Genomic DNA, 14,833 nt, shown 5'->3' on the forward strand with positions numbered 1-14,833 from the left:
TACAAATAAACTAATTTACAAATAGATATGAACACCAAAGTACTTGTCGCTCCATCTCCACACGTTCATAGTGGGGATTCCATACAAAAAAACATGTATGGTGTGGTATTTGCGATGCTTCCGGCGCTACTGTTTTCGTTCTTTTACTTTGGTTTGGGAGCCCTTGTGGTAACCCTAACCGCCGTTGCATCATGTTACTTATTCGAATTTTTAATTTCGAAATATCTTTTAAAAACAGTACCAACAATTACCGATGGTTCTGCATTAATTACTGGAATTCTTTTAGCCTTTAATGTTCCTTCAAACCTTCCTGTATGGATCATCATGATTGGCGCATTAGTAGCTATCGGAATTGGTAAAATGACATTTGGAGGATTAGGAAACAATGTATTCAACCCAGCATTGGTTGGTCGTGTATTCCTTTTAATCTCTTTTCCGGTACAAATGACCAGCTGGCCTAAATCTTTAGGCTTGTCAACTGGATATATCGATGTAGAAACAGGAGCCACTCCTCTTGCGATTATTAAAGAAGGATTAAAAAAAGGAGATTCTTTAAGCAGCTTGATGGATAAAGTTCCTTCGAACATGGACATGTTTATGGGAAACATGGGCGGATCGATGGGAGAAATTGCAGGTGTAGCTTTAATTCTGGGTTTGGCTTTTATGCTGATTCGAAAAATTATTACCTGGCACATTCCTGTGGCTGTTCTTGGAACCGTTGCTGTGTTTAGTGGTATTCTTCACCTGGCTAATCCTGAAGCCTATGCAGGACCTTTATTCCACATTTTAACTGGAGGTTTACTTTTAGGAGCTATTTTTATGGCTACCGACTATGTAACCTCACCAATGTCGCATAAAGGCATGATTATATACGGTATTGGTATTGGTATACTAACCGTTGTAATTCGTGTATTTGGAGCTTATCCAGAGGGTGTTTCATTTGCTATTCTTATTATGAATGCATTTGTTCCACTTATTAATGTGTATGTTAAACCAAAGCGTTTCGGCGAAAAAAGGAAATAATCATGGCTGGTAAAAAAGAATCTACATTTATAAATATGGTTCTGGTGTTATTTATTGTAACGCTAGTGGCTTCAGCCGCATTGGGAGGACTTTATGAGTTAACCAAAGAACCTATTGCTGCTGCAAAATTGGCAAAAAAATTAAACGCTATTAAAGAAGTTGTTCCTAATTTTAACAACAATCCGAGTGATGAAGTATACAAAATTGGCGTAAACGCTAAAGACACACTGGAATTTTATCCTGCCAAAAAGGATGGAAAATTAGTAGGTACTGCTGTCAAAACTTTTACCACAAATGGTTTTTCAGGATATGTTTGGCTTATGGTTGGTTTTAAACCTGACGGAAGCATCAATAATTATTCGGTTTTAGAACATAAGGAAACTCCAGGTTTGGGATCGAAAATGGCAGCTTGGTTTAAACCTAGCGATCCTGCAAAAGTAAAAGCAAGTATCATTAATAAAAACCCTGGAAAATTAAATTTTACAGTTAGTAAAGATGGTGGAGATATTGATGCCATTACTGCTGCTACAATTAGTTCCAGAGCCTTTTTAGATGCTATACAAACAGCCTATAACGAATACATGAAAAAACAAAAAGAAGGAGGAAGTAGCAATGAATAACATTCAAAATTTCACCAAAGGATTCTTTAAGGAAAACGCAGTATTCGTTCTTTTGCTTGGGATGTGTCCTACTTTAGGGGTTACTTCGTCGGCAATTAACGGATTGGGAATGGGATTGGCAACGACTTTTGTATTAATCATGTCTAACATGGTAATTTCAATGGTTAGTAACCTAATTCCTGATAAAGTTAAGATTCCATCTTTCATTGTGATTATCGCAACCTTTGTAACCATTATTAGTTTCTTAATGGAAGCATACACTCCAGCATTACACGCACAATTGGGTGTTTTTATTCCTCTAATTGTTGTGAACTGTATTGTCCTTGGACGTGCCGAAGCATTTGCTTCTAAAAATAAAGTTATTCCATCTATTATTGATGGTGCAGGAATGGGATTAGGATTTGCTATGGCATTAACTATTTTAGGATCCGTAAGAGAACTACTAGGAAGTGGAAAAGTATTCGGAATTTCAATTTTTAGTGATACCTACGGAATGTTGGTGTTCGTTTTAGCTCCAGGAGCTTTCTTGGCATTGGGCTATCTTATTGCAATTATTAACCGATTAAGAAAAGCATAAAGAGAAATTATCATGGAATATATTATTATAATTATATCTGCCATATTCGTTAACAACGTTGTTTTGGCGCAATTCCTTGGAATTTGTCCTTTCCTAGGAGTATCGAAAAAAGTGTCTACCGCAGTGGGAATGACAGGAGCTGTTACCTTTGTAATGATTCTGGCAACCATTGTTACCTACTTAATTCAAAAATATGTTTTGGATGCCTTTGGAATCGGTTTTATGCAAACCATTACCTTCATCCTTATTATTGCTTCATTAGTTCAATTAGTCGAAATTATCCTTAAAAAAGTAAGCCCGGCATTATATCAGGCCTTAGGAGTATTTCTACCCTTAATAACAACAAACTGTGCTATTTTAGGTGTTGCAATTATGACTATCCAAAAAGATTATAACCTTCTTGAAGCAGTGGTATTCTCTGGAGCAACTGCCATAGGTTTTGGTTTAGCTCTTGTACTATTTGCAGGATTACGTGAACATCTTGATATGATAGATCTTCCTAAAGGGATTAAAGGAACTCCTGCTGCTCTAATTGTAGCTGGACTACTTGCTATGGCTTTTATGGGATTCTCTGGAATTGTATAAATCAAAAACAATTCATTATATTTCCTGGCGACTCCAAAAGAGTCGCCTTTTTTATTGTATAAAATCTCTTCTACATAAGCAATATTTGGCACTTCATCAAAATTCTTGTAAAAATCCATCAGAATAATTAACTTACAAAGGAAAGCAATTCAATGTGGCTCTAACCAACCACTAATTACACACTAACATAACACGTTGAAGTTAAATGCTAAATAAGTTAAAATTTCGTACTCGAGTACTTTCCGGATTCGGACTTATTTTACTGTTCACGGTAACCTTTCTTGTGCTTTCTATTTTTCAGGTTAAAAACCTCCGTAAAGAATCAGAATTTATATACACCCACACTTATATTGTTAGCAACAACGTCCGGGATATTAACACTCACATCCAAATCATGGAAAGTGCCATGAAAGATGTTTTACTTGCCAATACACAAAAGGAATTCGATCAGGCAATCGACACCATTAACTTATACCACCTTAAAGTAATTAGTGAATTTGATACTGTATTTAACCGCTTTTTAGGCGATAAACGAGATGTTGGTATTGCCTATCACACTTTTGTTGAATGGGAACAAATTAGAAATAAAATAATAGATCTTAAAGTTAGCGGAAAAGAACTTGCAGCTAAAAAAATGGTAGATGGTATTGCTGCAAAACACTTAAACAAGCTAAATCAAAAAACAAAAGTAATGACCGATTTTGCAGAAAAAAATGCAAAATCGAGTTATAAAAAAGCCACTGCAAAACACAAAGCAACCCTGCTTTGGTTTACAATAATTTCTGTATTAATCGTTTTTGTAAGTATCCTTATTACCTATATTGTTTCGGATAGTATTTCGCGCCCAATAAAAAAATACATTTACAAAGCTCAAGCCATTTATCAAGGGCAGGAAAATGGTTGCGCTAAAAAAATCTGTGAGGAAAATCTCCTAAACAGATCCATCTCTGAACTAACAGAAACCTATACAAAACTGCAGAACGAAATAAAAGAACGTAAAAAAGGAGAACATACAATTCGCAAACAATATCAGGAAATACATGAATATTCGGAGCAATTAAAATCGTTTAACGAAAAACTTGAAGAACGTGTTGCCGAAAGAACAATTGCGCTTGCCACCAGCGAAGAAAAATACAGAAACCTAATAAATGGAAGTAACGATATCATCCTTGTTATAGAATACCTTGGCAATGGTACTTCAAAATTAATTGAAGTAAACGATACCGCATGCATTCAGCTGGCTTATACTCGGGGCGAAATGCTTAAGTTAACACCCGATAATTTTATCGAAAATTTAAATTCTGATTATATTAATGATACCATAAAAAGACTTACACGCGAAAAGCAATTTACAACAGAACAGGTTTTTGTTTCGAAGTATGGCAAAAAAACACCAATGGAAAACGTAAGCCAATTAATTAAGTTGCAGGGAAAATATGTTATACTGTCTACATGTCGCGATATCACCGAAAGAAAACATGCACAACATGCAATTATTCAAAGCGAAAAACGCTTAAAAAAGATGATTCACAAATCGCCTCTTCCTATAGTAATAACAGATAAGAACGAAGATATAGAATATCTTAATGATAAATTTATTGAACTTTTTGGTTATACTTTAAAGGATATAAAAACTTCAGATGAATGGTACAATAAATGTTATCCGAATAAAGAATATCGTGAAATGGTAAGATCGAGCTGGACTATTGCTATAGAAACAGCAAAACTGGAAAATTCCGATATCGAAAAACAAGAATTTAACATTACAACTAAAAAAGGAGTGACAAAACACTGTGAATTTTTTATGGTTCCATTCGATACCTCATCAATGATTATTATTAATGATATTAGTCCTATTATTAATTCACAACAAGAGCTACTAAAAGCAAAAGAAAAAGCAGAAGAAAGCGATCGCTTAAAATCGGCATTTTTAGCCAATATGTCGCACGAAATTCGCACGCCTATGAATGGCATAATTGGCTTTGCAGATATGCTTAGAAGACCTGGTAAAAGCGATGAACAGAACAATTCATATATCGACATTATTTATAAAAGCTCGAACCAGCTACTAAAAATAATTAATGATATTCTTGACATTTCGAAACTTGATGCCGGTCAAACTATTATTAGAGAAAAACAATGTTCGGTTAATACTATTTTAGATGATCTTTACAGACAATTTAGTAAGGATAATATTGCCGACGACGAAATTGAATTTAAACTATCAAAATCTTTACCTGACGAAAAAACCCTTGTTATTACTGAGGAAAGAAAGCTTAAACAAATCTTATCTAACCTATTAAGTAATGCATTTAAGTTTACCTCAACAGGAAGTATTGAATTTGGATACAAACTAAACAAATACAATTTTCTTGATTTTTATGTAAAAGATACCGGAATAGGTATAAGAACCGAAAAACAAGAAATTATATTTGAACGATTCCGTCAGGTAGAAGAGTCATTTACCCGAAAATATGGAGGAACCGGATTAGGTTTAGCCATATCAAAAGGGTTTGTAGAATTAATGGGTGGCAAAATTCGCCTTGAAACTATAGAAGATAAAGGAACAACTTTCTTTTTTACCATTCCTTATAAACCTGTTAATGCTACAAATTTACAGACAAAAAAAGTAGAACAAAACAAAGATTACAAATGGGACGACAAGTTAATACTTGTTGTAGAAGACGACAAAACCAACTACAAATATATCGAAGCGGCTTTAAAACCAACTAAAGCAAAGTTATTACATACAATATCGGGAAATAAGGCTATTGAATTGAGTTTACGAAACCCAACCATTAGCTTAGTTTTAATGGATCTTAGATTGCCAGATATAAACGGACTGGAAGCTACTCAATCGATAAAAAAGATGAGATATAATTTACCTATTATTGTTCAGACAGCAAATGCCTTACGCGATGACAGAAACAAGAGTATAGAAGCTGGATGCGACGATTTTATTGCAAAACCATTTGAAGAAAAAAAACTACTGGAGACAATTAATAAACATTTTATAAAAAAGGAACATAAAGCAGAGGTTTAATTTAAAAACATTGAGTAAGATCTAATTTCATTTTTTCCGAATTAATAGAATCTACCCAATAATACGTATGTATACTAGTAATTGAATTTTCCTTTTTTTAATTATCCACTAAATTATTAAAACCAGCAATCTTCATTTGTATGAACCCTGAATGCAGCACTAATGGCATTACTATAATTAGTAATCTCCTATTTAAAATTTATTGCAGCACTATAAATTACTTCACATATAAATATCTTCTTCTTTTACAGATTATAAACAAGTCATTTAAAATAAAGGAGAAAACGAATTACCAAAATATTAATACCACTTAATCCAGAAAGTCAGTAATATCGTATTTCTCCTTTTGAATTATTTTGCCAATTCCCCAATTGATTTTAAGAAATTTACTTCTTTTAATTTGTAATTTATTTTAGCATCGATTAGTTCGCTGTGTGCATTTTGCCAAAAAGCTTGTGCATCTAACAACTCTGTTGTATTTGCTAAACCTTCGTAATATGAATTCTTCGCCAATAGCACATTCTCATTAGCCTGATCCATAGATGACTCGGCCAATTCAATTTGCTGAAATGCCTCTTGTAAATTAAAATAAGACTGTTGAACCTGAAGAGAAATCAGATCTCTTGTTCTGTCCATTTCTAACTCTTTTTGCTTGCTTTGAAATCGAGCGGATGCCACTTTATGCTTTCTTTCGTTCCAATGAAAAACCGGCACAGATAAACTTGCTTTCATAGCCAGAATCTTGGTTGAGCCAATCAAATCTGCAATTTCACTTGTATATGAATAAGAAGCACCTACTCCCAATTGAGGTAAATAATCGGCCTTTGTATTTTTTACTTGCTCGCGAGATATATCAACTTGCTTAGCTAGCATTAAAAGTTCTGGTCTTTGCTGTAAAGCTTTTAACATATAATCGGAATCAATTGGCTTTTTATCTACAGCAATTATTGTATCTACAGCAGTAATATCACTAGTTAGTTTCTTACCAATAACCTGGTTAAGAGACATTTTCGAAAGCACCTTAAGATTTTTAACCCTAAACAAATCGAGTTTTGCCTGATTTAACTGAACCTGAGCTTTTAACAACTCATTTTTAGTGGTAATTTCTAAATCATAAGCATTTTGTAGATCGTGAACCAATGCCGATAACATCTTTACATATTTTTCTGCCAGGTTTTTCTTTTCGTTAACAGAAACTAAATTCCAATATGCCTGATCGGTTTCTAAGAGCACATCGGATGTTTGCAACTGCTTATTATAAACTGAAATTTCGGAACCCATTTTCGACATCTCGTAAGAACTTCTAATTTTTCCTCCCATATAAATAGGTTGAGTTAGAGTTAAACTAGACGAAAAATAGTCTACATTTCCAAGCTTCACATTTAAACCCGGGAAGTAAACATCGCTTAATCCGCTATAATTCCCCTTCTGGGCATCTGCAAGACTATTTGCTGTAGGCAAAAAGAAACCAGCTAAACTTAAATCATCAATATCATGATAGTAATTATAAGAACCGCTTGCCTCTAACTTGGGTAAAAAATATGTAAATGCAAATCGCTTATTCGATTCATTTTCTGAAATTATTTCATCGGCAATCTTAATTTTTTGATTGTATTCTAATGCCAATGTTCTACTCTGCTTAAGAGATAATTTTTCTTGAGCCAATCCCTGAAAAGCTATCAGGGAAAAGGCTATAAGACTATATATTTTATTTCTCATATCTGTAAACACTTATAAATCCATTACATTCTTGGTGGAAATCCGATAAAAAATAGCATATAAAACCGGAACAATTATTAATGTAATAACAGAACCAATCAGTAATCCAAACATGATAGCAACGGCCATACCTCCAAACAATTCATCGCTTATTAAAGGAATCATACCTAAAATAGTAGTAAGCGATGCCATAATTACCGGACGCAATCTAGAAACTGCAGAATCGATAACTGCGACTAAAACATCTTGACCTTCTTTTATTTCTAAGTTAATTTGATCGAGCAGTACAACCGAATTTTTTATCATCATTCCCATTAATCCGAGCGTTCCTAAAATAGGCATAAAACCAAATGGCTTACCGGTTATCCACAAACCGTAACTCACACCAATAAATGCTAATGGAAGAATAGAAAAAATAATAATTGGCTGCCGAAAATTATTAAACAAAGCCATAATAATAATTACCATTAACAAGATAGCCAGAGGTAAGAATTTACCAATATTATCATTCGCATCAACACTATTTTTATGCTCTCCCAGCCACTCTAAGTCATATCCCTCAGGCAATGTAATGGCCTCTATTTTATCATGAACAGCCTTGTAAGTATCCGGAGCATTATAACCTGGAGCTGGATCGCACTGGGCTTTTATGGCTCTTCTTCTGTTGTAACGCTTAATTAAGGGATCTTCAAAATCAATACCAATAGAAGATACTACCTGACGCAAAGGAATACTATGAAGTCTGGCTCCCCAAACAGGAGTATTTTCTATCGATTCCATGTATTTATCATCCTCCACAGTCGTTTTTAAATAAATCGGTAAAATATCATCTGCTTTTCGAAAAACGCCAATTGGTAACCCATCGGTAGCACAAGCCATTGCATTGGAAACATCCGATCGTTGAATACCTGTTAATCGAGATTGTGCCTGCGAAAAATGAGGGTTCCAAACTTTCACCTGATTTTTCCAGTTATTGGTAACTTTAACTGCTGTTGGCTCCTCTCGCATTATATTTTCAGCCTTCTCCGATAAATCTCTTAGGACTTGTGGGTCTGGACCGGAAAATTTTGCTTCTATCATTGACTCTGTTGACATAGCAGAATAATACCTTACTCTAGCTCTGGCCCATGAATAATTCTCATTTAAATACTCCTGTAATTCGGCACCAAAATTTACGGTTGCTTCATAATCTTTAGTGTCAACAATTAACTCCCCATAATTCGAATTACTCATGTTAAATGGTCTTACCAAAGTATATCTCGCAGGTGTAGATCCTAAACTGGTTGTTACATTCAAAACCTCATCACTGTTTAATAAATAAGTTTCTATTTCGGATAGGTCTTTTTCTACAGTTTCAATATCGGAACCCTGAGGTAAAAAATACTCAACAACAAACTGGTTGTATTCCAAATTAGGCAGAAAAAGCTGCTTAACATTCTTAAATACAAAAACCGACGACACAAAAAAGAATATTGTAATCAGTAATATCATTGTTTTATGGCGCAAAGAGTATTTTACAAAATGACGGAATTTTAAATAAAATTTACTTCCGTAAGGATCGGATGCCCCTTCTTCTATATTCTCATATTTTTTACCTTTCAAAAATAAATCGCAAAAATACGGCGTTTGCGTAAGCGATAATATCCAACTTAAAAACAAAGAAATAGCAACTACCTGAAATAAACTTTCGCAGAATTCTCCAGTACTATCCGGAGACAAATAGATAGGTAAAAATGCTAATATTGCAACTATGGTAGCTCCTAATAATGGAAGTGCAGTTTGTCGTGAAGTTCTGCTCATGGCTTCGCTTCTCTTTATTCCTTTCTTTAAATCCACCAGGATACCATCGGCAATTACAATGGCATTATCCACTAGCATACCCATAGCAATAATAATAGCTGCCAAGCTTACGCGTTGCAACATTATATCCATACTTAACATCACTATAAAAGTACCTAATATGGTAAATATTAACCCACTACCAATCAGCAAACCTGTTCTAAAGCCCATAGCCAAAAGCAGCACAAAAACTACAATTAGCACAGATTCGATAAGGTTCATCATGAAAGTTTCAATGGCGATATCCACACGTTCGGGCTGGTAAAAAACCCGATTCACATTAATTCCTACAGGAATAGTAGCCTTTAATTCATCAATACGATTTTGAATATGTTCCCCCAATTCAATAACATTTCCTCCTTTTTCCATTGCAATAGCAAGTCCAATGGCTGGTTCTTTATCGTATTTTAATTTATGAGTGTAAGGAGTAACATAATCCTCTTTAATATCAGCTACATCTTTTAAATAGATAGGGTTTTTACCATAAGCTGAAATCAAAATATTCTTTAAGTCCTCTAATTTATGAAAACTACCATCGGAGGCAATTCTAATTCTATCACCTCCTACTTTTAAACTTCCGGGATCCACAACTTCATTTTGATTATTCAAAATTTCAATCACTTTTGCCGGATGAATTCCCAAGTATGCTAATTTTTCTTGCGATAATTCAACATTAATACAACTTCGTTGCTCCCCAAAAAGATCGATTCTCTTTACACCATTTACCAGCAAAAGTTCACGTTTCATATATCGCGAATAATCCTGAAGTTCTTCATCCGAAAAACCATCGCCATTTAGGGCAAGAAAGATTCCATAAACATCACCAAAATCATCAATTACCATTGGCTTCGATGCTCCCTGCGGCATGGCTAAAGTAATATCATTCACTTTTCGCCTAAGAACATCCCAAATTTGAGGCAATTCTTTCGAAACGACAGATTTCTTAATATTTACTGTAATTTCGGAATATCCTGCCATCGATCTGGATTCAATATTATCAATATCATCCATTGATTGAATGGCTGTTTCCAGAATATCAGTAACTCGTAACTCTACCTCGTGGGGAGAAGCACCTGGATATTGTGTAATTACTAAAGCCGTTTTTACGCTAATTTCAGCATCTTCGAGCTTTCCCATTTTAAAGAAAGCTGCTACTCCACCAAATGCAATTGCAATTAGAACAAACAGGAGTACTTTTCGCCGTTTTAAAACAGCATCGGTAAAACTCATAACTGACCTCCTATGTTGGTTTTAGATCTTTTATCTAGCATTTTCACCTTCTGTCCCTCTTGTAAACTATGAACTCCGGCAGCAACAATTACTTCACCTTTCGAAACTCCCTTTGCAATATTAATCATTCCCTGAGAATCGAAAGACATAAGTTCCACTTCGCGTTGTTCAACACAATTTTTCGACGAATTAAAAATCCACACATACGATTTTCCTTTTTTACTAAAGACAGAAGCTACCGGCAACTTAAACGAACTATCCTTAATTGATCTAAGTCCTACGCTTACGCTAGCTGTCATGCCAGGAACAATCTGATAATCTTTCTTATCAATTTTCAATCTCATTCTAAAGAAACTATCTCCATTAGGTTTTTTTTCAATATCAATCAGACTTAAATCGAAATTTACATCTTTAAAATTCTCGAATTTACAATTGAAAGTTTCATACAATTTACTTTGTAAAAAATCATTCTCACTTAATGCTACCGTTAGCTCTAAATTATTTAAATCTAGCAAAGAAACTATTGGCTGACCTGCACCAACCTTCTCGTAATTTTCAACATACATTGCTTGAACATAACCCGAAAATGGAGCATAAATTTTTGTGTCGTTTAATGCATTTTCTGCTGCTTCTTTTTGAGCTTTTGCTAATTTAAAAGCTGCCTGAACCTGATCATAAACACTTTTCGAGGTACTCTTCTTTTCGTATAATGCAGTATATCTTTCTGCCTGTAATTTAGCATTATCAAACTGTGCATTTGCAGCCTCGAGCTGCACTAAATAATCGCGCTCGTTTAATGCAGCTATAACTTGTCCTTTCTTAACAAACTGACCTTCGTTAACATTTAATTTTACCAAAGGTCCGGCAATTTGAAAAGCCAATTTTACTTCTCTCGACTCTTTTACCAAGCCGGTAAATACTTTCTCTGATAACTGGTTAGAACCACCACTTACCTTAAAAGTTTTAACAGGCTGAATAATTTCAGTCCTCGTTTTCGATTCTTGCTTACAAGAAACAAGTCCTGTGGTTAACATTACCAACAAGATCATTACTTTTGAAATCTTTTTCATGTTCATTCTAACAGCATTTCGAACTATATAAGTTCATTAAATTCAATTATAAATAACCAAAGCAAAAACACTTTGAAAATTGTACCTTTTTTACATTTTATCAAATAGACTAAGTAAGTGTGTTTAGTTCATTTTTAATAAAAACAGAAATGAAACTCATTAGCTTCATTTATTTTTCCTTATCTATTTTAAAGGAATTCCCATTCCTCTAATTACACATTTAAATGATGTTCTTAACCTGTCAATTGCCTCACTTTTAGAATAAGGACCAGTTACATAAACTTCATTTAAATCTTGCAAGGCATCCATACAATATGCAACATTAATATCCTGCCTAATTAATCCAGCTTTTTGCCATTCTTCATACTTTTTATAAACAATTCTAATTTCCTCTTCATACTTTTCTTCAATATCTTTTTCTATTAAAGGATATTCCTTGTATATCTGGTGGATCAATATTTTTTGTCCCTCTATAGCATAATCAAAGTAATTATCCAAAAACTCCCTTGTTGCTTTAACAGGATCATCAACCGTTTTATAAGGCTTTAAAACCTTAATAATATTCACATTAAAGATCTCAAATGCAATTTCTTTTACTAAATCTTCCTTGGTTCCAATTATTTTGTATAAAGTTGCTTTTGCTAAACCACATTCTTTAGCTAATTCAAGCATATTTAACCCTCGCAACCCATACTTCATCATCATATCCATAGCTATTTTTGTAACCTTCTCTTGTACTTCTGCTTTGTCTGATTTTGCCATAATTGAACCCTATTGGTATTTTGAGTACAAAATTAAATAAAATAATTCCATGATCAAGTTTGTTAATAAATTTTAACAATTATTGATTTAGTTAAAACTCATAAAATAAATGATAATTGTAAGACTAGGATCTCATTAGCATTGCTTCAAAAGTCTTTACCATCTGATCAAAATCAGGATAAACCTTTTGAGCATTATCTATAGTTTGAACTTTAAGAAATTCTTTTAATTTTTTATTGCCCCCTTTATTAATTAAAAACTCGATAAAAGCAGCACCTACAGGATAACTTAAATTACGCTCGTAACGGGTTGGTTCCTGCCACAATTCTAACAATGAAAACTTTTCTTTTGGAATTCTTTTTCGTGCAGTGGAGAACAAATTTTTATCCATGGTATCGAAATATACGCCTAAACCTTTGTTTATTAACATACTTTTAAATTTCGGGTTCACCACTTTTTGACACAACATATTGCTAAGTTCATAGTCATTTTTATCATTCATATAAACATTCACAATATTTAAATCGGAATTTGAACAAGCAAGAGATCTATTTAATTTTCGATAAGCTTCATTCCTATCACTCCATATAAAAATATCAACTTTTTTATCTGGAACAATATCAAAAAATGAAATAATTCTGTCGTAATTAATTTTGGTTTGTTTTATATAATCTTCTAAATTCTTAAGCTTATCTAAATCCTGCACGTGATATCTTATGTTCTTGTTTTCTATTAACTTCCATGATTTATAATATATCCCATTCTGAAATAAACTCAAATATTTATTGGCATATCGTACAGATTCTCTTGAGCCTTTACTCTTTTGACATTCTTTTAGCAATTTCACAGCATCTTCTGTTTTCCCACTAGCAAAAAGACACTTTGCTAAATATACTTTACTTAATGATATGGTTTCTGCCGATGCGTTTTCGTTTGCAATAGATTCTTTTAAAAAAGGAATTGCCTTAGTAAACATTTTCGATTCGGTGTAAGCTCGTCCTAATATTGAATTAAGATTTGGATCATTACTATTATCGGACAATAGCAAATGAGCTTTCTCTATGAGCTTATCATATTTCCCTTTTGAGTATAATTTTTTTAGCTCCTTATTTTGACCTATTGAACTAAAATTAAAAAAGATAAGTAAGAGAGCGATAAAAATTCTCATCATAACGGATATAATATTTAATCAATAATTTTATTAAAAATGCTAATTTACTATTAATAACTTTAGAAAAGCTATTCATAAATAATGAAAAGGACTATAGTTCATATATTACAAAATGCTGATCAGACGATCAGCATTTTGTAATTATCTATAGAAAAAATAAAAATGGAATTATAATACCAATGGCAATTAACCATTTTCCTCTTCCACTTATTCCTTTTTTACCAGGAACCATAAAAATACCCGATATGGCAAAAAATATTAATACAACAGCAAACAGATCGGCCATAAAAGTCCATCCAAGTTTACTATTATAGTGTAGTTTATTTATAAAATAAACCCACTTCTTTTTTTTATAAATCTCAAATTGCAAATTTCCATTTACAGGATCATACTTTCCAAGTCCTCCTTTTAAATAAACATCGTAAGCTTCGGCATTTGGAATAATTCTATTTAATTTATAATCTTTTAAATTTAAACTCCAATAAGCTGTTAATTCATCGGGACTCAGTGATTTTTTAATCTTAAAATTAAAATACTCTGTTTTATATGCAGGATCGGATTCGTGTGTTTTATGATTTAAGATAATTCCTGATACAGCATAGATAATTGTTATTCCCACAAAAAAATAACCTAAATCTCTATGTATTAACCTAAACCATTTTCTAAGCTTATTCTTACTCAACAACTTCATATTCTGTTCCATCTACAAAATAAATAGCATAATAATCCTTGTTATTTTTTTTCATCCACTCACGCATTTCTTTAATGTTTGTCATTTCAGAACTACAATGCTCACCTTCATTTTCAGCATCTGCTTTTTCTTTAACATCACTTTCCCATTTATTAATATATTCGCTATCTAACCTTTTTTCGCGCAATATACCTGTTACAATAAGATCACTACCTGCTATTTCTCTGTTAAATCCTTTAAGTTTCCCACTAGCCTCTACGCGAATAGATAAATTTCCTTCTGCGTTTTTAAGAATACATCTCTTACCAGAATGCGCACAAACATGATTTACTGTACCTCTAAAACAAATTTGCTTTCCAATATTTGTTTCTGCAGTCTCCATTAGCTGATCAATAGTAAGAATTATTTGATTTTCTACCCCTGCAGATTTTGTTTTTTGTTTCGATGTAGAATTACAAGAAAGTAAACTAATACAAACAATAAATAAACTTAAGTATTTCATT

12 protein-coding genes are annotated in these 14,833 nt (G+C 33.1%); 5 read left to right on the top strand and 7 right to left on the bottom strand.

All coding sequences use genetic code 11. From position 1 onward, the window contains the following. Window positions 1-27: 27 nt before the first annotated feature. The 5 genes from ACT3CE_RS01060 to ACT3CE_RS01080 all read left to right on the top strand — a co-directional run bounded on the left by ACT3CE_RS01060 (window position 28) and on the right by ACT3CE_RS01080 (window position 5,848). Window positions 28-1,023 (top strand): RnfABCDGE type electron transport complex subunit D, encoded by a 996-nt coding sequence (locus tag ACT3CE_RS01060; protein WP_444707913.1) that lies wholly within the window; start codon window positions 28-30, stop codon window positions 1,021-1,023. 2 nt (window positions 1,024-1,025) lie between these two features. Beyond that, window positions 1,026-1,643 (top strand): RnfABCDGE type electron transport complex subunit G, encoded by a 618-nt coding sequence (locus ACT3CE_RS01065; protein ID WP_444707914.1) that lies wholly within the window; start codon window positions 1,026-1,028, stop codon window positions 1,641-1,643. After that, window positions 1,636-2,220, top strand: coding sequence for an RnfABCDGE type electron transport complex subunit E (locus ACT3CE_RS01070; protein WP_444707915.1), 585 nt, complete (start codon window positions 1,636-1,638; stop codon window positions 2,218-2,220). Before ACT3CE_RS01065 ends, ACT3CE_RS01070 begins: the two co-directional genes overlap by 8 nt. A gap of 12 nt (window positions 2,221-2,232) precedes the next feature. Beyond that, window positions 2,233-2,805: an electron transport complex protein RnfA gene (locus ACT3CE_RS01075; protein ID WP_444707916.1), complete on the top strand. Its 573-nt coding sequence runs from the start codon at window positions 2,233-2,235 to the stop codon at window positions 2,803-2,805. 205 nt (window positions 2,806-3,010) lie between these two features. Further along, the gene (locus tag ACT3CE_RS01080) at window positions 3,011-5,848 is read left to right on the top strand and encodes an ATP-binding protein (RefSeq protein ID WP_444707917.1); all 2,838 of its coding nucleotides are present in this window, start codon (window positions 3,011-3,013) and stop codon (window positions 5,846-5,848) included. 351 nt (window positions 5,849-6,199) lie between these two features. Here the strand turns inward: ACT3CE_RS01080 and ACT3CE_RS01085 are convergent, their stop codons facing one another. The 7 genes from ACT3CE_RS01085 to ACT3CE_RS01115 form a co-directional block, all read right to left on the bottom strand. Further along, complete coding sequence (locus tag ACT3CE_RS01085; protein ID WP_444707918.1) at window positions 6,200-7,567, bottom strand: TolC family protein; 1,368 nt, start codon at window positions 7,565-7,567, stop codon at window positions 6,200-6,202. Window positions 7,568-7,579: 12 nt separating this feature from the next. Further along, a complete protein-coding gene (locus ACT3CE_RS01090) occupies window positions 7,580-10,636 on the bottom strand; it encodes an efflux RND transporter permease subunit (RefSeq protein WP_444707919.1) in 3,057 nt (1,018 codons plus the stop codon). Further along, entirely contained in the window at window positions 10,633-11,712 is a 1,080-nt protein-coding gene (locus ACT3CE_RS01095) for an efflux RND transporter periplasmic adaptor subunit (RefSeq protein ID WP_444707920.1), read from the bottom strand. The genes ACT3CE_RS01090 and ACT3CE_RS01095 overlap by 4 nt, the downstream gene beginning before the upstream one ends. A 177-nt stretch (window positions 11,713-11,889) precedes the next feature. Next, window positions 11,890-12,468 (bottom strand): TetR/AcrR family transcriptional regulator, encoded by a 579-nt coding sequence (locus ACT3CE_RS01100; RefSeq protein ID WP_444707921.1) that lies wholly within the window; start codon window positions 12,466-12,468, stop codon window positions 11,890-11,892. 124 nt (window positions 12,469-12,592) lie between these two features. Beyond that, window positions 12,593-13,639, bottom strand: coding sequence for a hypothetical protein (locus ACT3CE_RS01105; RefSeq protein ID WP_444707922.1), 1,047 nt, complete (start codon window positions 13,637-13,639; stop codon window positions 12,593-12,595). Window positions 13,640-13,784: 145 nt separating this feature from the next. Further along, a complete protein-coding gene (locus ACT3CE_RS01110; protein WP_444707923.1) occupies window positions 13,785-14,342 on the bottom strand; it encodes a PepSY-associated TM helix domain-containing protein in 558 nt (185 codons plus the stop codon). Further along, window positions 14,314-14,832: a hypothetical protein gene (locus tag ACT3CE_RS01115; protein ID WP_444707924.1), complete on the bottom strand. Its 519-nt coding sequence runs from the start codon at window positions 14,830-14,832 to the stop codon at window positions 14,314-14,316. The genes ACT3CE_RS01110 and ACT3CE_RS01115 overlap by 29 nt, the downstream gene beginning before the upstream one ends. Window position 14,833 lies beyond the last annotated feature (1 nt).

Origin of the sequence: Marinifilum sp. RC60d5, from assembly GCF_052400665.1 — a bacterium.
In the GTDB taxonomy this organism is placed as follows: Bacteria; Bacteroidota; Bacteroidia; order Bacteroidales; family Marinifilaceae; genus JBQTGK01.

Excerpts from the sequence above, each read along its gene's own strand:
- ACT3CE_RS01060 (WP_444707913.1), top strand. The coding sequence starts at position 28 with ATGAACACCAAAGTACTTGTCGCTCCATCTCCACACGTTCATAGTGGG.
- ACT3CE_RS01065 (WP_444707914.1), top strand. The coding sequence starts at position 1,026 with ATGGCTGGTAAAAAAGAATCTACATTTATAAATATGGTTCTGGTGTTA.
- ACT3CE_RS01070 (WP_444707915.1), top strand. The coding sequence starts at position 1,636 with ATGAATAACATTCAAAATTTCACCAAAGGATTCTTTAAGGAAAACGCA.
- ACT3CE_RS01075 (WP_444707916.1), top strand. The coding sequence starts at position 2,233 with ATGGAATATATTATTATAATTATATCTGCCATATTCGTTAACAACGTT.
- ACT3CE_RS01080 (WP_444707917.1), top strand. The coding sequence starts at position 3,011 with ATGCTAAATAAGTTAAAATTTCGTACTCGAGTACTTTCCGGATTCGGA.
- ACT3CE_RS01085 (WP_444707918.1), bottom strand. The coding sequence starts at position 7,567 with ATGAGAAATAAAATATATAGTCTTATAGCCTTTTCCCTGATAGCTTTT.
- ACT3CE_RS01090 (WP_444707919.1), bottom strand. The coding sequence starts at position 10,636 with ATGAGTTTTACCGATGCTGTTTTAAAACGGCGAAAAGTACTCCTGTTT.
- ACT3CE_RS01095 (WP_444707920.1), bottom strand. The coding sequence starts at position 11,712 with ATGAACATGAAAAAGATTTCAAAAGTAATGATCTTGTTGGTAATGTTA.
- ACT3CE_RS01100 (WP_444707921.1), bottom strand. The coding sequence starts at position 12,468 with ATGGCAAAATCAGACAAAGCAGAAGTACAAGAGAAGGTTACAAAAATA.
- ACT3CE_RS01105 (WP_444707922.1), bottom strand. The coding sequence starts at position 13,639 with ATGATGAGAATTTTTATCGCTCTCTTACTTATCTTTTTTAATTTTAGT.
- ACT3CE_RS01110 (WP_444707923.1), bottom strand. The coding sequence starts at position 14,342 with ATGGAACAGAATATGAAGTTGTTGAGTAAGAATAAGCTTAGAAAATGG.
- ACT3CE_RS01115 (WP_444707924.1), bottom strand. The coding sequence starts at position 14,832 with ATGAAATACTTAAGTTTATTTATTGTTTGTATTAGTTTACTTTCTTGT.